This window comes from Runella sp., from assembly GCF_965279615.1.
Taxonomy (GTDB): domain Bacteria; phylum Bacteroidota; class Bacteroidia; order Cytophagales; family Spirosomataceae; genus Runella.
Window position 1 is genome coordinate 7,932,666 of record NZ_OZ257252.1, and the last position, 24,521, is coordinate 7,957,186.

The window sequence follows — 24,521 nt, forward strand, 5'->3', positions numbered from 1 at the left end:
TGATAAAAAACTTCCCTCGCGCTACCTTAGGGGTTTGTGTAGCTGCGAGGGACAATTTTTTTAAGGGTACAGTAAATATTTTTTGCGCATCGTTTTGAAATTGCCCAAGCCCGGCTCCCAGCTTTTACGAATTTCTTCTTCACTTTTTCCGGCAATGATCTGCTGTTTTAAGTTTTCTGTACCGGCCAGTTTGTCAAAATTCCCCATTTGCTTGCTTTGACTCATATCAAAAAACTTCTCTTTTATAGGGTAAGCGGCATACATTTCCACAAGCCATTTCAGGTTCAATTTTTTGGTTTTCAGAAAAATAGAAGTATCATAGTTGCGAAGGTCTAAGCCATAGCATTCAGTGTCCTGATGCAAAGGCGTTTCGCTCATGCCTTTGAGACTGACCGGCTTAAATGAAAATTCGTATTTCCCTTTCAATGCAGGAGCACCCAAAACTGTAAAGGGCATGTATGTGCCGCGTCCCTGACTCAGGATCGTTCCTTCAAAAGGGCAAATGCTTGGATACAACATGATCGATTGCTGCGTATTCAAATTGGGTGAAGGCGGCACCGGCAGGGTGTAAGGCATATCATGCGTATAGTTGGCCACCTTAATGATCTTCAACTTGCATTGCAATTTATTGGGGAGCCATCCTTCACCGTTGATCATTTGGGCAAATTCGCCGATGGTCAGCCCGTGCGTAATAGGAATGGGAAACATCCCAATGCCTGATTTCAGGTGCATTTCCAATACAGGCCCGTCTACAACAAAGCCATTGGGATTAGGACGGTCCAAAATGAGCAATTCTTTGTCGTTTTCCGCACACGCTTCCATCACGTGTGACAAGGTATTGATGTAGGTATAAAATCGCGCGCCAACGTCCTGTACGTCAAAGATCATCAGATCGACGTCGGCTAAGTGCTCTTTGGTAGGTTTTCTGTTTTTGCCGTATAATGAAATTACGGGGATGCCCGTAGCAGGATCAAGCGCATCGTCAACTTTAGCACCGTTACTGGCGTTGCCTCTGAAGCCGTGTTCGGGCCCAAAGATCTTTTTGATTTGAACGCCCAACTTAAAAAGGCTATCTACGCAATGTTTCTGACCAATGATCGATGTTTGATTTACCAGCATTCCGATCCGCTTTCCCTTGAGATAGGGAAGATATTTGGAGGTTTGGTCGGAGGCCGTAATAATGCTCTTTTTGGCATATTCCGGCTTTGTGATGGTAGTGAAAGAGGCACTGATTGCCAAAAATACAATAGAAAGAAAAATGGACAGGTAAAATGACCGTTTCATAAAGTAAAAAGCAGGATTATTTGAAGGTGGTAAGTTACAACAAATAGTCTTGAAATAATCATGAAAATGGTCAGGTTTGGCCATGAGTGGTAAAATGGAGCTTAGCTTCCAATAATCTTCCTCTTGGTAATCCTAACCATTCTTACCTGTTTCAAGATACGTATAACTTTATTTGTGACCTTCGTGGCTTCCGCCCTGAGCACCTGTAGTGGCAGGGGCAGCTACGGTGCGTTGAAAAGGAGTAATTACCAATTCACGTACCAGATCGGGGTGTGAATGCGAAATTAAATGTCCTGCTTCAGGCAAAAAGATAAATTGAGCTTGCTTTTCGGCCAATTTTAATCGGGCAAAATCAAGGTTGGAAGGGTCTACGATCCAATCTTTTCCGCCCTGTACTACTGTAGTGGGAACTTGCAGTAACGGCCATTCCAATGCCAGTTTTTCCAATTCTTTGGAATGGGCAAATTTTTCAAAGGATGCGACATTGATTCGGTGTGGCAACCATACCCGCACTACCCACCATTTGGCAGGCTTGGAAAACCACCAAAATTTTTCTTTGGCGGGATCAATGGCCGGGGCCAACATGACCAATTTGTTGAAACGATTCGGATTGAGAATAGCAACCTTTGCGGCGATAGGTGCCCCGAATGAGCGCCCAAGCAACACCCCTTTTTGGCGAGAATGATTCAATGACAGAGCCAGTGCCGCGGCCCGGGCCTGTAAGTCAATGGAGGTAACGTAGCTTTTCTTCCGAAACTTGGAATGATTATATCCCAATCTATCAACGGCAATAATGTGATATTTGCTTTGTAATATGCTGTCGTCCACCATATTGAGATAGCCATACCATGCTCCCGGAGCACCGTGGATCAGCAATAACGGAGGTAAGGTATCGGCTCCTGTGGTGGCAACAAACAAACGTAGACTATCATTTTGAATGGTATAATACGTGGGCTTAATAGACTTGTTTGCGTAATGTTTGCGCAGGTCACGTTCATTTTTTCGCCAGGAACGAAAACAGGAAGAAAGCCCCACACACAACCCGCAAATACAGGCCCAAAGAAAGAGTTTCCGTAGCATAAAAATGAGAGTTGTTTAGGTTAAATCAATGTTTTTTAGAGGAAAATATAGTTGCCCTTTCTAAAAAACGCTAAAAAAGAGACAATTGTTGTTGTGATAATTCAGGATAGAGGTGCGGCTTAGCCACTTCAGGTACATTTGAATCCGCAGTACGGTTACTGATCAGTCGACCTATTGTAAATGCTTCCATTAGACTGTCGTCCAAAGGACGCGCAATTTCCTTTAATGCAGAATCATCCAACTCTTTTTGAAGCCAAATGGATTCACTGCCCGGCAATAAGATCAACGGCATGCGCTGTTTGGTGTTGTGAATACGAGCCATCAATGGGTTGGCTTCCGTTGTGATGATGCTGAAGGTATTCCAAACATCGTCCGGATAAGCGGGATTATGCCAACTTTCCCACAGCCCGGCCATGGCAAATATCGGTTGATTGCGTAATCCAATATGGTACGGATACTTATGTTTCCCAACGGTCTGCCATTCAAAAAAACCGGTGGACGGAACAAGACAACGTTGAGATTGCTGAAGCGCATACTTGAACGACGGCTTTTCGCTGAGCGTTTCCGCTTTGGCATTGAGCGTATTGGCTCTCATTTCTTCCGCCTCTTCCTTACTCTTGACCCAACGCGGCACGAGACCCCACCGGAAAAATTGAAGACTTTTTGGAGCCTGCGCGGTAATGACCGGCCAAGTCGGAAATTCAAACCCATTTCCGTGATATACGGGCTGAAAATCAGCCTTCTCTGCTTCGAGAGTGGCTTCAAATCGTTGCTCTACTTCGGCAACGGTGGCTGTTAACGAATTGTGAAAACACATAATAAACCGAGTTTTATCCGTAATTTTGAGCAAAAGCGCAGTTAGCAGGTAAAATAAGCAGTTGTCGATCAGTAGTTTTTAAACTGTAACGTCCGACAACGCCCTTGCATTATTTACCAAACAAACTTCATTACTATGAAATTCAAATTATTGGGAAAATCAGGCCTTCGTGTATCAGAAATTTGTCTTGGCACCATGACCTTCGGGACAGAATGGGGGTGGGGGGCCGACAAACATGAAAGTAAGAAAATTTTTGACATGTATGCCAACGCAGGCGGGAATTTTATAGATACGGCCAACCGCTACACTGAAGGAACCTCAGAACAGTTTTTGGGAGATTTCATCGCGTCAGATCGTGATCATTTTGTGCTTGCCACCAAATATACACTGATGGACCGCGATGGTGACCCCAATTATGCGGGGAATCATCGCAAAAATATGGTTCGCTCGCTGAACGAAAGCCTCCGACGCCTGAAAACCGATTATATTGACCTGTTTTGGGTACATATGTGGGATTTTACGACACCTGTAGAGGAAGTAATGCGGGGGCTGGATGATTTGGTACGCAGCGGCAAAGTGCATTACATCGGAATTTCGGACACGCCGGCGTGGGTTATTTCGCGGGCAAATATGCTGGCGGAATTGCGCGGTTGGAGCCAATTTGCGGCCTTGCAAATTGAATATTCATTGCTGCAACGGGGCGCAGAACGTGATCTCTTGCCGATGGCTAAAGCCCTTGATATGGCCGTAACGCCTTGGGGGGTGATCGGTGGCGGTGCGCTTACGGGCAAATACCTGCGAGGAGAAGGCGGGCGTGTACCCGAAAACAGTCTTCGTCGCAATGACCGTAGCCAAGATATTGCGCAGGCTGTGGTGGATATTGCGCAGGAATTAAATGTAACACCCACACAGGTAGCCATCAATTGGGTTCGTCAACGGGTTCCCAACGTGATGCCCGTCATCGGTGCCCGGCGCGTGGAGCAATTGCAGGATTCTTTAAAAAGCCTTGATTCAGGCATTCCCGAAGAAATGATGAGCCGACTGAATGAACTCAGCAAAATTGAACTGGGCTTTCCGCACGATTTTCTTTCTTCGGAAGGAGTGAAACAGTCGGCTTTTGCGGGTATGTATGATCAAATTATTAATCACCGTTTGTAATAATTGTGGATATTTTGGATAACGGACAACAAAATAGGGGCCGAGAAGATTCTTTTATCAAAAGTCTGCTATTTTATTTCCATTATCCGGCATCTGATGCCTCAATATATGAAAGTAACCTTAGTAGAACGGCTGAAAGCCCACTTGGACACTCGAATGCAGGGCGCTCTTGATGCAATGCAATCTGCCCAAAGCTCGGCCAATGAAGAAACCAAAAGCAGCGCAGGCGACAAGTACGAAACCGGACGTGCTATGGCGCAGATTGAGCGCGACCGTCACGCGCAGTTATACGACCAAATCCGCCAGGAGCGGTCTGTTCTTGACCGAATTGACCCGTTATTTCACTTTCAGCGCGTAGGATTAGGCACGTTGGTCAAAACTACGGCGGGTTATTTTTTTGTAGCGGTTAGCGTTGGATTGATTGACATTGCCGGGACAAAAGTCATTGTGGTGTCGCCACAATCGCCGTTAGGGGCATCGCTTATGGGAAAACAAAAAGGCGACAGCTTCCTGTTTCAGCAGAAGAAATGTGTCATCGAAGAAGTAGAGTAGGGGTTTATTTTTCCTATCTTTGATTTTAGAAAAACAGTAACTGATATGGTTGCAGTCAACTCCAAACGTAAACGCATCCGAACCAAGTTTGCCAAACACGAAATTCCCAAATCATTGATTTATGAGGAATACGATGGAAAACCCATGTACTATCGGGGCTACAAAGACGTATTGAATCAATTTAAAACAGTAGAAGAAATTATGGGTGAAAGTGATACCCAAGCGATCATTATTGGTGTTTTGATGAATTTTCTGTTTGACACCATTGATAGAAATAAATATTTTATCGTTACCAATGAGGTAGGTTTTCATCTTAAAAAGCGCAGTAATATCTCTTCAGACATTGTGATTTATGATAAAGCTGCATTGCAAAATCATACGTTTAAGAATAAATACTTTGAAATACCGCCTTTGGCCGTGATTGAAGTTGATATACAGGCCGATACGGCTGATTTTGGTATTTCGGAAGTAGATTATTACGGAATTAAAACCAAAAAATTATTAGATTTTGGCGTTCGGGAAGTGATCTGGTTCTTTTCGGGCATCCAGCAGCAAATCGTGGCCCGAGCAGGACAGGATGGCATTATTTCGACCTGGGATAAGAATGTCATCCTGTTGGAAGAATACCGGTTTTCGTTGGCGCAATTACTTCAAAAAGAAGGTTTTAAATTGTGAGAAAGTTATACCGAGACATTGCTTATTTATCTCTTTTTACTTCCGTATTTTCCTTTTCTGTTTTCGGGCAAGCTAATCCATATCAAATCACGCCCAATCTTCAACAGGCTTACGCCGAGGTTTTTAAATTAAAAGTCAATTCAGCAAAGGCGTTATTGCAAAAAGAAAAAAATGTAGGCTCGCAAAAGGCATTTGCCGTTTATGTGGAAGATTACGCCGACATGGTCACTTTGTTGGTGAGTGACGAAAAACGGCTTTTTGAGCAACTGGCACCTAATCAAGACAAACGACTCGAATGGCTGAATGATTTACCGACAAATTCTCCTTATCAGCGATTTTATGAAGCTGAAATTCGTCTGCATTGGGCGTTCATCAAACTAAAGTTTGGCAAGGAAGTAAGCGCTTGTTGGGATATTATCAAAGCATATCGGTTGTTGGAAGAAAACGCTAAAAAATACCCTGATTTTATTCCAACGTATAAGTCGCTGGGGATGCTACACGTATTGATCGGGTCGGCTCCGCAAAATTATCAGTGGGTTACAAAATTGCTCGGATTGCGCGGCAATATTCCACAGGGAATGCGAGAGATCAAGGCCGTTATCCAAAAAGATAAACTTTTTGAGCCCGAAGCCAAGCTTGTGGAGTTGTTGCTTCATGCTTACATTCTCAGCTATTCTGAACCGCAAAACGCCGCTCTCTTGACATTTGTGGCCGAGGAAGAGGATAATTTACTGCTGCATTTTTTTGGAACCACAATTTCGATGAAAGATGGACGAGGCGAGCAAGCGCTAAAACTGCTCAATCAACGTCCAACCGGCACTGAATACTTAGCATTTCCTTTTTTGGACTATTTGAAAGGGGAAATATTACTCCAAAAAGGCCAATACGACGAAGCGCGTGCACATTTGAAAACTTTTCTGGCTCAGTATAAAGGACAAAATTATCTGAAAGATACACAGTTGAAACTTTTTCTAAGTCATTGGTTAGACGGAGAAGAAACGATTGCCATGCCTTATTTGGAACGCGTGCTGACGGTTGGTACGACCTACGTAGAAGCCGATAAATTTGCGGAAAAATTTGCCAAAAGCTTTCGAAAAAAAGAAGTTTCGGGTCAGCAAAAGACCCTGATGAAAGCTCGTTTGGCGTTTGATGGCGGCTATTTGTCCGAAGCGGCCTTGGTGTTGAAACCATATCAGGAGCCGTTTTTTACGAACCTGTATGATAAAGCCGAATTTCAATACCGTTGGGGCAGGATTTTTCAGCGCCGGAATCAGGCTGATTCTTCCATTGTCCATTACGAACGCGCCATTGTGCTGAGTCAGTCACAAAGTCTTTATTTTGGCGCTACTTCGTCATTGCAACTGGGCTATATTTATCAGGAAAAAGGCAACAAAATCAAAGCGGTTTATTACTTCAAACAAGCCCTGAATTATCCAAAGCATGAATACAAAAACAGCGTGGACAATAAAGCCCGCGCTGCTCTGACCCTAATGGGAGTGGAATGATTTCTTATTTTATTACCTGAGAATTCAGTCTTTTCAGTAATTTACAAATACTTCAAAAATTCATTCTTTGTTGCTTCGTCCTTGAATTTGCCGCCGTAAAAAGCGGTTACAGTAGTACTTGAATCATCCTGTACTCCGCGCGAAGCCACACATAAATGCTTGGCATCCATGACAACGGCTACATCCTCAGTTTGTAGAATTTGCTGTAATTCTTTGCCGATCTGAACCGTCAGACGCTCCTGCACTTGGGGGCGTTTGGCAAAGTATTGTACAATGCGATTCAGCTTCGAAAGCCCGATTACCTTGCCGCTGGAGATGTACGCAACGTGCGCTTTACCAAAAATAGGCACAAAGTGGTGCTCGCAATTGGAGTAAAAACTGATGTCTTTCTCCACCAGCATTTCGTTGTACTTATATTTATTGTCAAAGAGAGTGGCTTTGGGCTTATTTTTGGGGTTTAGCCCACTGAAAATCTCCCGTACGTACATTTTTGCTACACGGTGGGGCGTTCCTTTGAGGCTATCGTCGGTTAGGTCGAGCCCCAGCGTTTCCATTATTTCACGGAAATGATGCTCAATCTTAGCTACTTTTTCTACATCGCTCAGTTCAAAAGCGTCTTCACGCATTGGCGTGTCATAAGCACTCAGCCCGTGGTCATTGCCCCACTCATCAATGGTCAGATCAACGAAATCAGCCTCTTCACGCGGGGTATTCCACGAAGTTTCGTTCGGTTTCATATAGTCTTATTTTCAAATCAAAAGTGGCCTCCAAATGCCCACGCAGGATGTTGTAAATCACGATTGCAATATTCTCGGCACTGGGATTCAGATTTTTGAATTCTTCGGTGTCAAGATTCAGGTTTTTGTGGTCGAACTTTTCGAGAACATACCGTTCGATCAAATCGTTCAGCCATTTTAAATCCACAACGTAGCCGGTTTGCGGGTCTACTTCTCCCGTTACCCGGACAATCAGTTCATAGTTGTGTCCGTGGTAATTCGGCAAATTACATTTCCCAAAAATGCGCGAATTTTCCTCTTCCGTCCAAGCCGGATTGTTGAGTCGATGCGCAGCATTGAAATTGGCTTTCCGAAAAACAGCCACTCGTTGATTGCTCATTCCAATATGTTAATATGTTGCAGCGTTGTATATACGAGCGCGCCGAGGAGTCGTCAGAAAGTTTGTCTGCAACACCCTCTCGACCGTTGGGCGTGGTACCAAAGCCCTTGGGTAAGTTTCGTTTTCAACTTATGTATAAACTGCGTTCTTCTAAAAATAGTTTTAAAAGCTCGGTACTTTCAGCGGAAAAAAGCTAATAATCAGGGAGTTTACACTTAAAAATAGTTTTTTTAATTATTTCTTTTTGGAAAAAGCAGGAAATAAGAAGGTATAAATGAGGCAAAAAATAAATTGAATTGCCGTAGTAGTGCCCAAATAAACAGGTAATTGCAGAAAATCTTCCATCATCTGAGTCGCATTTTCGAAGTTTTCTTCCGAAGTGGCACTTAACGTAAGCCATTCACGTCCTCTGATGATAACGTCATTGAAATAATCAGGATTGACGAATTGATAATAAAGCCATTTCAGAAGCCCAAAAGCAAGAAGCCAATAGATACTTAGAAGGAATAATGACCTGACATTTGTTTTATAGTCTACATTTGCATTTTCCCGACGAGCGGTGCGCAGAAAAATGATGTAAAATATACCAATCAGTATCAGCCAGAGCAGGCTTGTAAAAGGAAGCCAGTCAATGATCGTATTTTGATAACCGAGTAATTTTTCTCCAACTAACCAAATAAGACTAAAAACAACAATGTAAATGGCGAATTTGAGGGTATTATTCATTCTTTGAATCAACATAGGTTTAAAAAAGTAGGCAAAATTAGGTATTTTCTCCTATTTTTCCCCGCTGAAGCCACTTTGATGAGAACGAATTATACTACTTTTGCGAATTACTACCAGTCCCAAGAGCACATGAGTGAAATTAGCAAAGAATCCACCGAAGAGAAATCACTTAACTTCATCGAACAAATCATCGAGGAAGACCTCCGTACCGGTAAGCACGGAGGCAGAGTACTAACGCGCTTTCCGCCTGAGCCAAACGGTTATTTACACATTGGCCATGCCAAGTCGATATGTCTCAATTTTGGCGTTGCTCAGAAATACGGCGGAGGAACCAACCTGCGTTTTGACGATACGAATCCCGTTACGGAAGATACCGAATACGTAGACTCTATCAAGAATGATGTGAAATGGCTGGGTTTTCAGTGGGTAAATGAATTTTATGCTTCTGATTATTTCGATCATTTATATGAATTTGCGCTGTTACTTATCAGAAAAGGCTTAGCGTACGTAGATGATTCTACCTCGGAACAAATGGCGACCCAAAAAGGCACACCTACCGAGCCGGGCACCAACAGCCCATACCGCAACCGTACGCCGGAAGAGAATGAAGCGTTGTTTATCAGCATGAAAAACGGTGAATTTCCTGAAGGTAGCCATACACTTCGTGCCAAAATTGACATGGCCGCGCCCAACATGATCATGCGCGACCCCGTCATTTATCGTATCAAATTTGCGCATCACCACCGTACCGGCGACAAATGGTGCATTTATCCCATGTACGATTTTGCCCACGGCCAGTCGGATTCTATTGAAAAGATCACGCATTCCATTTGTACATTGGAATTTGTGCCTCACCGCGATCTGTACGATTGGTGCATTGAAAATTTAGAGATATTTCCGTCAAAACAATATGAGTTTGCGCGCCTGAACCTGACTTATACGGTGATGAGCAAGCGAAAACTCCTTCAATTGGTCAATGAAGGGCACGTAAAAGGTTGGGATGATCCGCGCATGCCGACCATTTCAGGATTGCGTCGTCGTGGATATACGCCGGAATCTATTCGTGAGTTTTGTGACCGTATCGGGGTAGCACGTCGTGATAATTTGATTGATGTCAGCTTGTTGGAGTTTTGCGTTCGCGAGCACCTCAACAAAGTAGCCGAACGCCGCATGGTGGTGCTCGATCCGCTCAAAGTGATTATTACCAATTTTCCGGAAGGTCAGGTCGAGATTTGTCACAGCGAAAATAACCCCGAAGACCCAACCGGCGGTACGCGCGAAATACCTTTCGGGCGTGAGATTTATGTTGAGCGAGAGGATTTTATGGAAGTGGCACCCAAGAAATACTTCCGTTTAGCGCCCGGCCAAATGGTGCGCCTCAAAAGCGCCTACATTATCAAGTGCGATGGCTTTGTGAAAGATGAAGAAGGAAATGTGGTAGAATTGCATTGCACGTACATTGAAAACAGCAAAAGCGGCAGTGATACTTCCGGCATCAACGTAAAAGGAACGCTGCATTGGGTATCTGTAAATGAAGCACTTCCGGTCGAAATTCGGGAATATGACCGGCTTTTCAGCGTTGAAGATCTGGCAACCGCCGAAGGCGATTTTAAAGATCATTTCAACCCTAATTCATTGCAGATCATTACGGCCTATGCCGAACCTGCCCTGAAAGAAGCGGCGGTAGGAGCGAAGTTCCAATTTATGCGCAAAGGATACTTCTGTTTGGATGCAGACAGTACCGATGAGCAATTGGTATTTAACCGTACCGTGGGATTGAAAGATACTTGGGGGAAAGTTGCTGCTAAGTAATTTTTGCCCAAATCCAAACCAAACCTATAAGGTCTGACATCGTCGATAATCAGACCTTATAGGTTTCACAACTTCTTATAAAAAAAATATTTTTCACAATTCTTTGCGCCTAAATTCTCTTTAAACCGCTTCAAACTGGGTTTGGAGGCACCCGTTTCATTGACCGAAACCCCTAAATCCAAGATAGATATTCCTTTGTATTGACATTCGCTGTATAAGCCTTTATTGAGCAAGACTGCAGGGCTATAAGTACGATAGTCTAAATTGTCGGCAGGGCAAAAATTATATAAAGTAGATTCTCCAACGCGCACCGTGATGGAAAGGGAAGCCAACGTATCACCGTCTTTTACGCAAAAAACGCGAAAGTATTCAGGAAATATGTTCAGCCACAGTTGTAATTGCTCAAAGCTGAATGAAAGTGAATAGCCCAGCAGTTGCCGATTTTGTTCAATAAAGGCATATACTTCTTTCGGGGGCGGATTCAGCCATTCTTCAAAGCGAAAACCTGCACGCAGGCATTTGCGCAAACGGCGACGTTCGGAAGTATGCAGGCTGTCGTCAAAACTTCTGTTAGTAACGGCAATGAATTGATTTTCTGTGCTTTGGCGCAGCTCAAAACCCCGCCTCAGGAGCCCTCGTCGTATAAAAGTACTTCGCGATGGATTATAGCAGGTAGGATAATGTTTGATATGCAGACCGGAAATTCCCAATGTTTTTGCAAATTCTTCAATCCCGATCAGCCACTCGGCAAATTCAGAATGACTGACCCGCTCAGCGATCTCAAACGAACCAAACGACGCCTGATACGGACTGACTCCCTCCTGATTTTGGATAAACAAATGAAAAATGCCGTAGGCTTCTGTTTGGGTCGCAGCGTCGGTTAGAATAAAAGTGTATACTTCCGCTGCATTTTGATGCTTTACATGCAGTGGTGTATTGAACAGCCAAAACGACCAACGAATGGTAAATTGATGCAGAATATCGGGGTTATTTTTCACCACCAACGCAGTATAGTTGCGCAACGGCGATGACTTAACCTTATTTTGAGGAGTCGGAAACAGCATTCGATAATACTTAACAGACAAAGATATAAAATCTCTGATACTTCTTTGGATTCTGTTAACGAATGGTTACCAACCTAATTGTATTTCAGTCCTTAAAGCCCTTCTTTTCTTAAAAACAGGGTTTTTAACATTTCACTCGTGCCATTTTTGGGGAAATAGAAGATGATTTTGGAAAGAATCACTCTCATTCGGTGTGAACTTGTCGGGCAAAGAGGCAAAAAATACACTAACTTTGCGGCATGATTTCAATAACAAACTTATCGTATTACCTCGGCGACCGAGCGTTATATGAAAACGCATCACTTCACATTAAGCCCAAAGATAAAATTGGCCTTATCGGCCTGAACGGAACGGGCAAGTCTACTTTATTGCATTTAATTGTTGGAAACTATCAGGCTGACGCCGGACATATTTCAAAATCAGGCGGTTGTACCATCGGATTTTTGAACCAGGATTTGCTTTCCTACCAAAGCGACGACTCAATTCTGTCGGTAGCAATGCAGGCCTTCGAACGTGAAAACGAACTTCAACGACAAATGGACGCCGTTATTCACGAAATGGAGGTCAATTACCAAGATAAACTGGTCGACCGACTCTCACGCATACAGGAAGAATTTGAAGCATTGGACGGATATACCATCCAATCAAAAGCCGAAGAGATTTTGGAAGGGCTTGGTTTTTCTACGTTAGATCTGCAAAAACCGTTGCGGCAGTTTTCAGGAGGATGGCGAATGCGGGTAATGTTGGCGAAACTCCTACTCCAAAAGCCCTCACTTTTAATGCTCGATGAGCCAACCAACCACTTGGATCTACCTTCCATTAAGTGGGTTGAAAAATACGTTCAGAGTTATGAAAATGCCGTGATCGTGGTTTCTCACGACCGTGAATTTTTGGATAACGTCTGCGATACGATGGTGGAAGTGAGCAATCAGAAATTGAATTATTACGGCGGCAATTATTCGTACTATATCGAAGAAAAATCCCTTCGTAACGAAATACAAAAAGGCGCTTACGAAAACCAACAGGCCAAAATCCGTCAAACCGAACGGTTTATTGAGCGTTTTAAGGCTAAAGCTACCAAAGCCAAGCAAGCCCAAAGCCGCGCCAAAATGTTGGACAGAATGGATCGGGTAGAGGCGGTGGTGGATGAAAATGCGAAAGTACACTTTCGGTTCCAATTCACGACCCAGCCGGGCCGCCATGTGCTTCAACTCGAAGATGTATCAAAAGCTTACGGTGAAAAAGAAATCCTGAGAGATACCAGCATTGCAATGGAACGGGGCGACAAAATTGCCCTCATCGGAGCTAACGGAAAAGGGAAATCAACACTTTTACGGGTGATTGCCGGTACTGAACCCGTTGAAGGCGAGCGACGTTTGGGCCATAATGTGCTGTTTACCTTTTATGCGCAGCACCAATTGGAGTCGTTGAACGTAGAGCATACGATTTTGGAAGAGCTTAAATATGCCAACCCGAGCAAGAGTGAAACCGAATGTCGTACCATTTTGGGATGTTTTCTGTTTACGGGAGAAGACGTATTTAAGAAGATCAAAGTGCTTTCGGGAGGAGAAAAATCGCGTGTAGCATTGGCAAAAGTACTCGTATCAGAAGCAAACTTTCTGCTGCTTGATGAACCTACCAACCACTTGGATATGCAGTCGGTCAATATCCTGATTCAGGCGTTGCGTCAATACGAGGGGTCGTTTGTGGTGGTTTCTCACGACCGTTTCTTTGTAGAAGCGATTGCGAGCAAAATTTGGTATATCGAAAATCGGGAAGTAAAAGAATATCCGGGTACATACCAGGAATACGAATGGTGGCAGGAAGAAAGAGGTGAAGAGGAAGAGACGAAAGGAAAAGAAGCTGTAATGACCACTTTGGCCTCTATGAATGCGGTAAGCTCGAAAAATGCTGCCGTTACTCAATCCACTCCGCTGCGAAATGGGAACTCAAATAGCCAAGTGCTTAAACAACTCCAAAATAAAGTGAATCAACTGGAAAAAGAGATTGATGAATTGGAGAAACGTAAGGCAGAATTAGAAGCTAAATTGGCCGACGAAACGGTTTATAGTAATCCAACCAAATTGGCTGAAATTAATCGTCAATATGCGGATACTAAGCAAAAAATAGACAAAGCGACCGAAGGTTGGGAGCAGGCAGTGCTCGAAGTTGATGCGCTGGGGTAGAAATAATATTGGTGAGAAAGATAACGTCGGCAAGGTTTTGAGCCGCAGACGCGCAGTCCTTGCCGACGTTGTTTATAGGTATTTTAATTTCGCATTCGGGCTAATTTATCATAGTCCAACACAGTAATAAGGCTGCCTTTCATTTCGATGAGTGATTCTTCTTTAAAGTCCGATAAGGTACGAATGACAGTTTCGGTGGCAGTCCCTACAATACTGGCAAGATCTTCGCGGGTGATGGAAATGGCAAACTGCTTGGTCTTATCTTCCTGATAGCGATTGGCCAACATAATGAGTGATTCGGCCACGCGTTTGCGTACGGAATTATAGGCTAATTTCAGCAGGCGCTCTTCACGCTCACGGACTTCATTGGAAAGGATTTTGATGAATTTGGTGGCTACATCCCGATTGTTGTACAACAAAGAGTTAAACTCATCTTTGGGAATAATGACTATTTCACTGTCTTGAAGCGTTACTGCCGAATCTTGATACGGAGCATTTTCCAATAGATCCAAATAACCGAAAAAATCGCCCGGTTTATGCAGTTCGATGATGTACTCTTTACCGAATTCGTTGGTTTTCAGGTTCTTTATTTTGCCGCTTTTTAGAAAATAAACGGCGTTTGGATAATTTCCTTCCGAATAAATAATCTCCCGTTTTTTGAATAGCTTCGTTTTCTTGTTTTCTGACAGTTTTTTAAGTGATTCAAACGATTTTACTTCATTCAAAAATTGATTCAGGCCATCTTCTGTACGAGAATATTCAACTTTTAAAAGATTGTTTTTCCGCAAACGGGTTTCGACGGCACTCAACAGCTCCACATCATCGTATGGTTTGGTCAGGTAATCGTCGGCACCCAACGTCATTCCTTTTCGGTAGTCATTTTTTTCAGCTTTTGCGGTTAAAAATATAAAAGGAATGCTCGCTGTGGCAGGTTCTTTCGTAAGTAAATGCAGTACTCCATATCCGTCCAGTTCAGGCATCATAATGTCGCAGATGATGAGGTCAGGGGCGGTTTCCTGCGCCAATTTGATTCCCTGTTTGCCATTTTCGGCCGTGAGTACATTATAATGAGCCAACTCAAGGATCTCGGTCGTATTGTCCCGCATATCGGGATTGTCTTCTATTAAAAGAATAGTTTTCATCAGCTATTAGGTGGGGAGTTCAAGATACACACGGGTGCCGGTATTCAGTTTACTTTCCAATTTGATTTCTCCTTGCATCAATTGAACGTATTTATACACAATATTAAGACCCAAGCCTGTTCCCTGAATCGTACCTGAATTATGCGCCCGAAAAAAACGATCAAACACATGAGGCTGGTCTTGTTCAGGAATACCGATACCCTGATCCTGCACTTCAATCATTATCTTCGATTCATTCCGTTTTGTTCTTAAAAATATATCTTTTTCTGAATATTTAGCGGCGTTGGAAATAAGATTTATGAGGATATTTTTTAGTAAATGTCGGTCAATGGTTACCTCCGCAATGCCTTCATGGAAATAATGAAGCTGTTGATTTTCTTTGCAAACGGAACGCAATTCATCCACCAACTCTTTGCAGAACTCCGGAAGATTGAACACAACGGGCACATTGCGTATTTGCCCTTCTTCCAATTTTCCGAGCGATAAAAAGTCGTTGAGAATTTCAGTCAAATTGTTTACCGTTGACTTGATGCGTTGTACGTGTTTTTGACGTTTATCATTTTCTTCGCTGAAAATATAACGCCCGATCAAAGAAGCAGAGGACAAAATAGTGGCCAAAGGCGTACGAAATTCGTGCGAAGCAATGGTCACAAACTTTGTTTTCATGTCGTTGAGTTGACGCTCTTTTTCAAGGGCTCGCATTACTTCCTGTTTTGATTGCTCCAGTTCGTCCATCGCTTCGGCCAATTCGCGCGTACGTTGCTGAACACGTTCTTCCAGATCTGTATTCAGGTTTTGGATCTGGTGGTGTGCTTCCAATAAGGCTAATTCCTGTTTTTTGCGCAGTGAAATATCAATAATGAAGCTGACGATATAATCGCCGTCACTGGTACTGAAAGGACTCAGACTTACTTCGACCGGAAACTCGGAATTATCTTTTCGCTTGGCTTGCAAATCAAAATTGCCCCCCATGTTTCGTGCTTTGGGTTGTTGGGCATAATTCATGCGGTGATCAACGTGCTTTTTTGCATAACGTTGGGGAATTAGAGTTTCAATTTTTTTGCCGAGCAGTTCACCTTCTTCGTAACCGAATAATTCCTGGGCCTTTGGGTTTACCAATTGAATTTCTCCCCATGAATCAACCACAATAATTCCCTCTGTTGCACTTTTAAAAAGTGCATTTAACATTTCGACGTGTCTTCTCATCGCTTGGGTTTGCTGAATAAATACTTCTAACATACCAAATACGGAGGTTATTGTGATTTTTGCAAGCGTTAAATGAACAGGTATATATAACAATAGGTATCCGGTTGGCTAACGTATTGATAGTTACATGTTTGTGGTTAAAAAGAAAAAGCCACCTACATTCGTATCGTGGGATAGTTTTTTAAAATACCTGACTGAAAATAGCCGTTTGAGGGAGGTCATTCCAAAGCCGGGCATCAAAAGCCATGCTGATGTTTCGTATGAAATTTCGCCCTTTTTCAGTTACGGCTAAATGGTATGGTTCGATGATGATCAATTCATCTTTTTCGGGTTCCTCCAATCTTGCAAGGGCGTCATATAATTCTTTACATTGATCTTTGGGATCGTGCCATGTAGTTTCGAATTGACACATCAACCGTTGGATATGGCGTCTCAGAATCAAATCTTCACGCGTAAGTATATGCCCTTTGAACAAAGGAATTTCGTTGGAAGCCAGCCGCTCGTAGTATTTCTCCACGGTTTTTTCATTTTGGGCATAGCCCCACCAACAATCGCTGATGGCTGATACTCCAAGCCCGACCAATAAATGGGTTTGGCCGGTAGTATATCCCATAAAGTTACGGTGAAGGTGTTTTTTCAGAACTGCTTCAGAAAGGCCATCGGTTGGTAAGGCGAAATGATCCATGCCGATATTGACATAACCTGCCATTTCCAAAACTCCCCGGCAGGTATCGTAAATGGCCAATTTTTTGGCGGCATCGGGCAGGTCTTCTTCCGTAAATTTTCGTTGACCCGGTTTTACCCACGGAATGTGTGCATAACTGTAAAGAGCAATGCGATCGGGCCGCAATTGGAGCACCTGACTGATGGTTTGTGCCACACTACACACGCGTTGCTGAGGCAATCCGTACACCAGGTCATAATTGACGGAAGTATAGCCGATCTCTCTTGCTTTTTCGGTGAGATGTTTAACCTGTTGATAGGTTTGCGGACGATTGATAAGTTCTAAGACCTGAGGATTAAAGTCCTGTACACCAATGCTGATACGCCGAAAACCTGCGTCATAAAGTACCTGTAAATGCTCGTCGGTGGTATTGGCGGGATGGGCTTCAAAACCAAACTCATATTGGGGGTGAATAGTGGCTTTATCAAGTAAGCCGTTGATAAGTCTTTTTAAGTTTTCGGGGCTGAAAAAAGTCGGGGTTCCGCCTCCTAAATGGATTTCGCGGAGTTGAGGCCGGGCGGGTAAAAAGTCAGTATATAGTTGCCATTCTTTCAACAAAGCATCAATGTAAGGATGCTCTACTTTATGATTGACCGTGATCCGGGTATTGCAACCACAATAGGTGCAAAGGCTTTCGCAGAAGGGCAAATGAATGTAAAGGCTGATGCCTTCATTTGCGTTGCTTACCTCAAAGGTATCTTTAACCAAATCTTTCCAACGCGCTTCTGTCACGGGAGTTTTATCCCAATAAGGTACCGTTGGATAGCTGGTATAACGAGGCCCCGGAACATTATATTTTTGTAAGAAATGAGTATCCATGATCAATACTGAAAAGTTACTTTATCAAAAATGGATTTCTTTGGCCGAGTAAAATATGATAATAGTCAGGAACAGTTAAAAACCTGTGGGATAACTATACTTCTCACAATGATTTATCGACCGTGACAAAGTGGAATTTGGTGATTTGCTTTTGGGGTCAATGGCGTTTCTGAAAACTGGAAACCACGCACAATGAGGAGAATAGCCACTGCCGCTACAAAGACCGGCATGAGTCGGCGGACTTGGTTTCTTACGTTAGGAGAGATAAATGTTTTTACAAAAGCCACGGCACTCATGGCAGGGATCGTTCCTGCGCCAAACAGTACCATGAATAGCCCACTTTCCCAAGGGCTACCCATTGCGATAGAACTTATGAGAGCCATATATACCAATCCGCAAGGCAGCAGACCATTGAGCATACCAAGCAGAAATAACGCGGGTAAACTTCGATGTGAAAGCAAAACTCCAAGCTTTTTTTTGACCCATTGCACGCCTTTTTGGAAGGGCAGGGGAGTTGCAAGTTGTTCAATCCAATGAGATGAATAGGCGACGGTGCCGAGCAAAATAACCCCTGTGCCGATGGAAAGCCCACGTTGTAAACCTCCAAAATCTAAAGCACTACCCACTAAACCCAACACCATTCCCAATAAGCTGTACGTGAAAGCCCGCCCTGCATTGTAGGTCAGAATGCTGAGCATTTTTCCCAACGTTGAACGGTGATGTATCGGCAACGCCAAAGCAATGGGACCGCACATCCCCACGCAGTGAAGACTGCTCATCAGGCCCATTGAAAATGCGAGGTACAGCATGATTTTTTACAAATTAAGGATTCCTTCGTTCCAATAACCTACGCCGTTTGCCTGCCAATCGAATTGAATTCGGTAACGACCTGCCCGAACAGTTTGCGTTGGAATATGCTGACTGAATTGCGAATTGGGTTGTATCTTCACTTTGAAATCTTTACGATTGTCAGAAGGACAATAGAAATAAATGACGCCGCTGATGTTTTTCAAATCGGCCGGATAGTTGACTTCAATGCCCGTTTCGGCTACTTCCCACGTAAGCGGAGTGGCCAATTGTCCGGTGTTTTTAACTTTATCAATTTTACCCTGATACTGAATTTCTTCTTCGTAGTATTTATCCGTCACCAGATCAATTTTTTGGACTACGCTCATGCCCACCATCACCAATATCATCAGGACAAAAGAGCCATACAATGCCCCAATGCCGGTACCCCAAGAGATTTTCATTGCGAGTTGTTGCTCCTGACCCAGAAGAGCTTTTGATGTTGGATGCCTTTATGGGCCTGTAAAGGCATTGTTTACTATATTTACTGAACCATTATTCTTCGGGAGCAATGAACGTGGTTTTAAACTCTTCCAACTTTTCATTGTTGGCGTACACTGCCAATTTGACCTCCGTTCGACGATTGGAAATTGCTGTTTTGGGAATCGTAATAAATACCGATCCTTCCACCATGCCTGCTCCTTCTAAGTGTAAATTTGGAATTCCCGCAAATTTCAACGTTCCTTTTGGAAAGAGAAGTCGCATTTCGGGATTGATTGGGTGGTTGGTTTTATTGAACAGTTTGAAAGTATATAAATTACTGACGGTGCCGTCGGGATTTTCGATGTAACGTGAGCCCGGCACGCGCAACATGGTTGTTTCGGTGTCATCTCTGGTCAAAATGGCGTATCCTAAAGCTACCCACAAAGCCGTCAAAACAACCGCGTAGGCAATGGTCCGAGTTGTGATCAATTTGCTTTTGCCGCTTGCAATGTTGTTTTCGGAATCAAAGCGGATCAGTCCTTTGGGCAGCCCCACTTTGTCCATGATATTGTCGCAGGCATCAATGCAGGCAGTGCAATTGACGCATTCCATTTGAGTGCCGTTGCGAATGTCAATGCCCGTGGGGCACACGTTGACGCACTGATAACAACTGATGCAATCACCGGCGGTGCGTGCTTTGCCTTTATGCAATTTCTCGCGCGGTTCGCCGCGTTTGTAATCGTAGGCAATGACAACCGAATTTTTGTCCAACAATACACCCTGCAACCGCCCATACGGACACACGACGGTACAGGCCTGATCGCGCAGCCATGCGAAATTCAAAAAGAAAATAATCGTAAAAGCCCAGATACCCAGAAACAGCGTTAAGTGTTCAGAGATAGGCTCAATGATAATTTTTTCAAGTTCGTCGATACCAACAAAGTAGCTTAGGAGCAGATTGGAAATCAGAAAAGAGACCGTTAAGAAAGTCCCATATTTCAAAATACGTTTAATGACTTTGTCACCGCTGAACGGCGCTTTTTCTAAGGCACGTTGCGCTTTCCAATCGCCTTCGATCAGGTATTCTATTTTACGAAAAACCATTTCCATAAAAACCGTTTGCGGGCACGCCCATCCGCACCAAACCCGACCAAATACCGTGGTAAATAAGACAATAAAAACGAAGAAAGAGATCATCATCAACCCAAACAACCAGTAGTCCTGAGGGCCGATAAAAAGTCCGAAGATGATAAATTTACGCTCTAAGATATTGAAGAGAAATAAAGGCTGACCATTTACCTTGATAAAAGGCAGGCCAAACATAACGCTGAGTTGAAAGATTGTAAACCACACGCGACGAGTATGCCATTTGCCCGTCGGTTTTTGTGGAAAAAACCAGTTTCTTTTGCCGGTAGTATTGTCTACCGCCGCAAAATTATCACGAAATGACTCATCAATATCGGGGTGTGTATCAAGGGGTTGCATGTTGAGAGAATGTCAAAAGTGAATGGGTAGGCAGAAGGTGCGAGTATCCGCATTCTTCTGCCCGGGGTATTATTTGAGCGCAACGGTGCTATCTGATTTTGCCGGCGTTTCGGCGTAAACATCCCCCTGCGGAGCTTTGGGATTGGCGGTTTTGGACCCTTTTATTGAAAGAATGTAACTTGCCACCTGCTGCATTTTGAGCGGATTCAATTGCTTTTCCCACGAGATCATCCCTTTTTGAGGAACACCGTATTTGATGGTTTTGAAGACATTTTTAATGCCGCCGCCGTGCAGCCAATATTCGTCTGTGAGGTTGGGACCTACCGCACCTCCACCGTCGGCGGCGTGACAAGCGGCGCAATTGGCGGCAAAAATGGCTTTTCCTTCATCAATTGTTTTGGCATCTGAGAGCAGAGAAATAGTGTTTTCGTTGATCTTCGCGGCCGCTTTTTCCAGAAAAGCCGCTTTTTTAGCTTCGACAATCAATGTTTCTTTTTCCAGTTCGGCCATTGGCAGATCACCTACGCCGGCAATGTGATAGATGATCAGATAAATAATGGCAAATACAATGGTTCCCTGAAAAAGAAAAGCCAACCAGGGCGGCATACGGTTGTCGAGCTCGTGAATGCCGTCATAATCATGGCCTGTGATCAGGATACGCTGCTCGTCCTGAAGCTGAACGCCGAAGCCGGTCCAACGCTGCCACCAACGCGCACTGAACAACGGTGCTTTGTCGCCGCGCAAGTCTTCCGAAACTGCGCTGTCGGCGGGTTGGGTTTTGGATGATATTTTTTGCAGCAGCAATAATACCTGAACCAATACCGCCACTACCGCAACAATGACCAACAACAGGATCATCAGAATGAGGTAGGTTACCAATTCTTTATTGCCGGCTTTGGGAGCTTCGGTCTGGGCAAAAGCGCCGGAAGTCACAAACAGGAGCAGGATCGTTGAAATAATATTCTTAACGGTGCCGTCTTCAAGCGGCATATTGCTCATCTTTTGGATGGTTTGTTTGTCCATACGGATAATGTACCAAATCAAACCTATAAATATCCCGGTAAAAATGAGCAGCCCAATGAGCGGATAGATGGCCACTCCGTCGATTGTTTGGAGATAGTTTCTGAATTTCATTGTTGTAAACTATTTTGTTAATGAGGTTGCTCACAACCTCTTTAGTTTTGAAAACGAGGTTGTGAGCAACCTCGGGGCAGGTTTTGAAAAACCTGCTTCACGTGTCGTGCAGGCGGGCGGTGCGCCGCTGCGATTCTCAAAACCGCCGGTTGGGTTGCTCACAACCCAATGGAGGGCATCAACCGAAGTCCTGTTTATGGAGCGGCTTTGATGTCGGTTCCGAGCCGTTGCAGGTAAGCGATCAGCGCAATGATCTCTTTGTCAGACTTCGTCTTGATACCGTCTTTTTTGAGGCCCGCCGTAATTTGATTGGCTTGTGCCCGCGCGTCTTCCGTAGCTTTGTCTTCGTAGCCTTCTTCGTAAGGCACGCCTAACGTACGCATGGCGCTGATCTTCGCCGGGGTGGTGGTCAGATCAAGCTCATTTTCAATCAACCAGGGATATTTAGGCATGATAGAACCCGGTGACATACTGGTGGGGTCTTCCATGTGATTGAAGTGCCACGAATCGGGGTATTTTGCTCCTACCCGGTGCAGATCAGGGCCGGTACGTTTTGAGCCCCATTGGAAAGGGTGATCGTACACAAATTCACCCGCTTTTGAGTATTCACCGTAGCGTTCGGTTTCACTGCGGAAGGGTCGAACCATCTGAGAGTGACAGGTATAACATCCTTCACGAACGTAAATGTCGCGTCCCTGCAATTCAAGCGGTGAATACGGTTTTACACTTTCAATGGTCGGAACGTTGGATTCTACCATGAAAGTAGGCACCAATTCGATCACGCCACCAATGATGACCGCCACCAACGCGATAACGGTGAGTAATACAGGTTTACGTTCAAAAATACGGCTGTGCCAGAACTCATTGGCGGGTTGGTGCCAGATGGAAGCCAATGAAGCGGAACGTGCTTTCTCGCTTTTGATAAGTTTGCCTTTTAGGGCAGTCATAGCAAGGTTGTAAGACCCTACAATGAAACCGACTAAGTATAAAGTACCGCCAAAACCGCGTAATATATAAAAGGGAACAAGCTGAGTGACGGTTTCGAGGAAATTAGGGTATTTTAAGAAACCTTCTTCCGTAAATTCTTTCCACATCGACGACTGCGTCCAACCTGCCCAATACATCGGAACAGCGTAGAAGATAATTCCCAACGTACCGATCCAGAAGTGAAAATTGGCGAGTTTAAGTGAATACAAAGGCCGTCCGTAGAGACGTGGAAACAACCAGTACATGATGGCAAATGTCATAAAACCATTCCACCCTAAGGCACCTACGTGTACGTGAGCAACGATCCAGTCGGTATAGTGGGCAATGGCGTTCACGTTTTTGAGGGAAAGCATGGGTCCTTCAAACGTCGCCATACCGTAGGCAGTAACGGCTACCACCATGAATTTTAACACAACATCTTCCCGAACTTTGTCCCACGCACCGCGAAGGGTAAAAAGCCCGTTGATCATTCCTCCCCAAGACGGCGCGATCAGCATAATGGAAAATACCGTTCCAAGCGACTGCGCCCAATCAGGCAATGAGGTATACAATAAGTGGTGAGGACCGGCCCAGATATACAAAAAGATCAACGACCAGAAGTGAACGATCGAAAGGCGGTACGAATAAATGGGGCGATTGGCGGCTTTGGGCAGGAAATAATACATTAAACCCAAATAAGGAGTGGTCAGGAAAAATGCCACGGCATTGTGACCATACCACCATTGAACCAGCGCATCCTGCACCCCGGCGTACCATGAATAACTTTTGGTCAAAGAAATAGGCAACTCAACGCTGTTGACCACGTGAAGCATGGCAACGGTCACGAAAGAGGCCAAATAAAACCATATGGCCGCATAAATATGCTGAACACGGCGGTTGACCATCGTCATGATCAAATTGATCAATCCCGCTACCCAAACTATTGCGATGGCAATGTCAAGCGGCCATTCCAGTTCGGCGTATTCTTTGCCGGTAGTAAGACCGAGAGGAAGCGTAATGGCGGCAGCTACGATGATCAATTGCCAGCCCCAAAAGCTGATCTTGCTCAATACGGGGCTCCACATGGGAGTTCTCAGAATGCGGGGGGCAGAATAATAAAGCCCCATGAAAAAGCCGTTGCCCACAAAGGCAAAAATGACGGCGTTGGTGTGCAATGGTCGTAATCTGCCAAAGGTAGTGTACGAGGTGTCAAAATTGAGGGCAGGAAACGCTAACTGAAAAGCAATTAGCACACCTACCAACATGCCGACGATCCCAAACACGATAGAGGCAATGGCGAAGTTCCGTACAATGACATTATCGTAGGTGAACTCTTCCATTTCAACAGTGGCGGTCGTTTTGGAAATTGGTTCCATACTTTTTAATTGAGGAGTTTATGATTGAGGAGATGAATTATTTTCTTTGTCGTCGAACAGAATTCGAACGGAGGGCGTGTAATCGTCGTCGTATTGGCCTTTTCGAACCGACCACACAAAGGCGGTTAGAAATCCGATCGCGACGAGCAGGCTGACGGAGAGAAGGAGAATGAGTGCGCTCATAGAGGTTGAATTTTTCGTTGGCCGGGCATACGTGAGAAGTATCATTTCCGAACGGCTTGCTCAAAAGTAGCCTTGAGGGATTCCAATAAAGATGAGCGAAATCAGGGTTGAAAGTGACTTTGGTCAGGTTTGTCGATGTGCAGAGAAGTTGAGATACTCATTTGATCCTTTAGGAGGAAAAATGCATTTGCTGCGTATCAGGGCATATTTTAAGCACAAAAAGAATGTTAGCGTGACGTTGT

At 44.3% G+C, this 24,521-nt stretch carries 22 protein-coding genes; 6 read left to right on the forward strand and 16 right to left on the reverse strand.

Going from position 1 to position 24,521, the window contains the following annotated elements; translation table 11 throughout:
* Positions 1-60: 60 nt before the first annotated feature.
* From ACQY73_RS33675 to ACQY73_RS33685, 3 genes are all read right to left on the reverse strand, one after another.
* Positions 61-1,284 carry an exo-beta-N-acetylmuramidase NamZ family protein gene (locus ACQY73_RS33675; RefSeq protein ID WP_428659081.1) on the reverse strand — a complete coding sequence of 408 codons (1,224 nt, stop codon included), beginning with the start codon at positions 1,282-1,284 and terminating at the stop codon, positions 61-63.
* Positions 1,285-1,452: 168 nt separating this feature from the next.
* Positions 1,453-2,364 (reverse strand): alpha/beta fold hydrolase, encoded by a 912-nt coding sequence (locus tag ACQY73_RS33680; RefSeq protein ID WP_428659084.1) that lies wholly within the window; start codon positions 2,362-2,364, stop codon positions 1,453-1,455.
* 70 nt (positions 2,365-2,434) lie between these two features.
* Positions 2,435-3,181 (reverse strand): SOS response-associated peptidase, encoded by a 747-nt coding sequence (locus ACQY73_RS33685; protein ID WP_428659087.1) that lies wholly within the window; start codon positions 3,179-3,181, stop codon positions 2,435-2,437.
* 135 nt (positions 3,182-3,316) lie between these two features.
* Here ACQY73_RS33685 and ACQY73_RS33690 point away from each other — a divergent pair, with 135 nt between their 5' ends.
* The 4 genes from ACQY73_RS33690 (at position 3,317) to ACQY73_RS33705 (ending at position 7,071) form a co-directional block, all read left to right on the forward strand.
* Positions 3,317-4,339, forward strand: coding sequence for an aldo/keto reductase (locus tag ACQY73_RS33690; protein WP_428659090.1), 1,023 nt, complete (start codon positions 3,317-3,319; stop codon positions 4,337-4,339).
* A gap of 108 nt (positions 4,340-4,447) precedes the next feature.
* Entirely contained in the window at positions 4,448-4,891 is a 444-nt protein-coding gene (locus ACQY73_RS33695) for a transcription elongation factor (protein WP_428659093.1), read from the forward strand.
* 45 nt (positions 4,892-4,936) lie between these two features.
* Positions 4,937-5,566 carry a Uma2 family endonuclease gene (locus tag ACQY73_RS33700; protein ID WP_428659095.1) on the forward strand — a complete coding sequence of 210 codons (630 nt, stop codon included), beginning with the start codon at positions 4,937-4,939 and terminating at the stop codon, positions 5,564-5,566.
* Positions 5,563-7,071 (forward strand): tetratricopeptide repeat protein, encoded by a 1,509-nt coding sequence (locus ACQY73_RS33705; protein ID WP_428659098.1) that lies wholly within the window; start codon positions 5,563-5,565, stop codon positions 7,069-7,071. The genes ACQY73_RS33700 and ACQY73_RS33705 overlap by 4 nt, the downstream gene beginning before the upstream one ends.
* Positions 7,072-7,112: 41 nt before the next feature.
* On the opposite strand, the gene folE is transcribed toward ACQY73_RS33705, so the two are convergent.
* From folE to ACQY73_RS33720, 3 genes are all read right to left on the reverse strand, one after another.
* The gene (gene folE, locus ACQY73_RS33710) at positions 7,113-7,808 is read right to left on the reverse strand and encodes a GTP cyclohydrolase I FolE (RefSeq protein WP_428659101.1); all 696 of its coding nucleotides are present in this window, start codon (positions 7,806-7,808) and stop codon (positions 7,113-7,115) included.
* Positions 7,771-8,187, reverse strand: coding sequence for a 6-pyruvoyl trahydropterin synthase family protein (locus ACQY73_RS33715; protein WP_428659104.1), 417 nt, complete (start codon positions 8,185-8,187; stop codon positions 7,771-7,773). The genes folE and ACQY73_RS33715 overlap by 38 nt, the downstream gene beginning before the upstream one ends.
* 234 nt (positions 8,188-8,421) lie before the next feature.
* Positions 8,422-8,928 (reverse strand): DUF4199 domain-containing protein, encoded by a 507-nt coding sequence (locus tag ACQY73_RS33720; protein ID WP_428659107.1) that lies wholly within the window; start codon positions 8,926-8,928, stop codon positions 8,422-8,424.
* 114 nt (positions 8,929-9,042) lie between these two features.
* On the opposite strand from ACQY73_RS33720, the gene ACQY73_RS33725 reads away from it, so the two are divergent.
* Entirely contained in the window at positions 9,043-10,725 is a 1,683-nt protein-coding gene (locus tag ACQY73_RS33725; RefSeq protein WP_428659109.1) for a glutamine--tRNA ligase/YqeY domain fusion protein, read from the forward strand.
* A 65-nt stretch (positions 10,726-10,790) separates the two neighbouring features.
* Here the strand turns inward: ACQY73_RS33725 and ACQY73_RS33730 are convergent, their stop codons facing one another.
* Positions 10,791-11,810 (reverse strand): GNAT family N-acetyltransferase, encoded by a 1,020-nt coding sequence (locus ACQY73_RS33730; protein WP_428659112.1) that lies wholly within the window; start codon positions 11,808-11,810, stop codon positions 10,791-10,793.
* A 218-nt stretch (positions 11,811-12,028) separates the two neighbouring features.
* Between ACQY73_RS33730 and ACQY73_RS33735 the strand changes: the two genes are divergently transcribed.
* Positions 12,029-13,975 (forward strand): ABC-F family ATP-binding cassette domain-containing protein, encoded by a 1,947-nt coding sequence (locus ACQY73_RS33735; RefSeq protein ID WP_428659114.1) that lies wholly within the window; start codon positions 12,029-12,031, stop codon positions 13,973-13,975.
* A gap of 83 nt (positions 13,976-14,058) precedes the next feature.
* Here the strand turns inward: ACQY73_RS33735 and ACQY73_RS33740 are convergent, their stop codons facing one another.
* From ACQY73_RS33740 to ccoS, 9 genes are all read right to left on the reverse strand, one after another.
* The gene (locus ACQY73_RS33740; RefSeq protein ID WP_428659117.1) at positions 14,059-15,117 is read right to left on the reverse strand and encodes a response regulator; all 1,059 of its coding nucleotides are present in this window, start codon (positions 15,115-15,117) and stop codon (positions 14,059-14,061) included.
* 6 nt (positions 15,118-15,123) lie between these two features.
* Positions 15,124-16,356: a PAS domain-containing sensor histidine kinase gene (locus tag ACQY73_RS33745; protein WP_428659120.1), complete on the reverse strand. Its 1,233-nt coding sequence runs from the start codon at positions 16,354-16,356 to the stop codon at positions 15,124-15,126.
* A gap of 148 nt (positions 16,357-16,504) precedes the next feature.
* Positions 16,505-17,866, reverse strand: a complete 1,362-nt coding sequence (gene hemN, locus ACQY73_RS33750; protein WP_428659123.1) for an oxygen-independent coproporphyrinogen III oxidase — start codon at positions 17,864-17,866, stop codon at positions 16,505-16,507.
* A gap of 113 nt (positions 17,867-17,979) precedes the next feature.
* Positions 17,980-18,675, reverse strand: coding sequence for a sulfite exporter TauE/SafE family protein (locus ACQY73_RS33755; protein WP_428659125.1), 696 nt, complete (start codon positions 18,673-18,675; stop codon positions 17,980-17,982).
* A gap of 6 nt (positions 18,676-18,681) precedes the next feature.
* On the reverse strand, positions 18,682-19,116 hold the full coding sequence (locus tag ACQY73_RS33760; RefSeq protein ID WP_428659128.1) for a FixH family protein: 435 nt from the start codon (positions 19,114-19,116) through the stop codon (positions 18,682-18,684).
* Between the two features lie 91 nt (positions 19,117-19,207).
* Positions 19,208-20,620 carry a cytochrome c oxidase accessory protein CcoG gene (gene ccoG, locus ACQY73_RS33765; RefSeq protein ID WP_428659131.1) on the reverse strand — a complete coding sequence of 471 codons (1,413 nt, stop codon included), beginning with the start codon at positions 20,618-20,620 and terminating at the stop codon, positions 19,208-19,210.
* 69 nt (positions 20,621-20,689) lie between these two features.
* Positions 20,690-21,754, reverse strand: a complete 1,065-nt coding sequence (locus ACQY73_RS33770; protein WP_428659134.1) for a cbb3-type cytochrome c oxidase N-terminal domain-containing protein — start codon at positions 21,752-21,754, stop codon at positions 20,690-20,692.
* 194 nt (positions 21,755-21,948) lie between these two features.
* Positions 21,949-24,096, reverse strand: a complete 2,148-nt coding sequence (gene ccoN / locus ACQY73_RS33775) for a cytochrome-c oxidase, cbb3-type subunit I (RefSeq protein ID WP_428659136.1) — start codon at positions 24,094-24,096, stop codon at positions 21,949-21,951.
* Positions 24,097-24,114: 18 nt separating this feature from the next.
* Positions 24,115-24,279 carry a cbb3-type cytochrome oxidase assembly protein CcoS gene (gene ccoS, locus ACQY73_RS33780; protein ID WP_428659139.1) on the reverse strand — a complete coding sequence of 55 codons (165 nt, stop codon included), beginning with the start codon at positions 24,277-24,279 and terminating at the stop codon, positions 24,115-24,117.
* Positions 24,280-24,521: the final 242 nt, after the last annotated feature.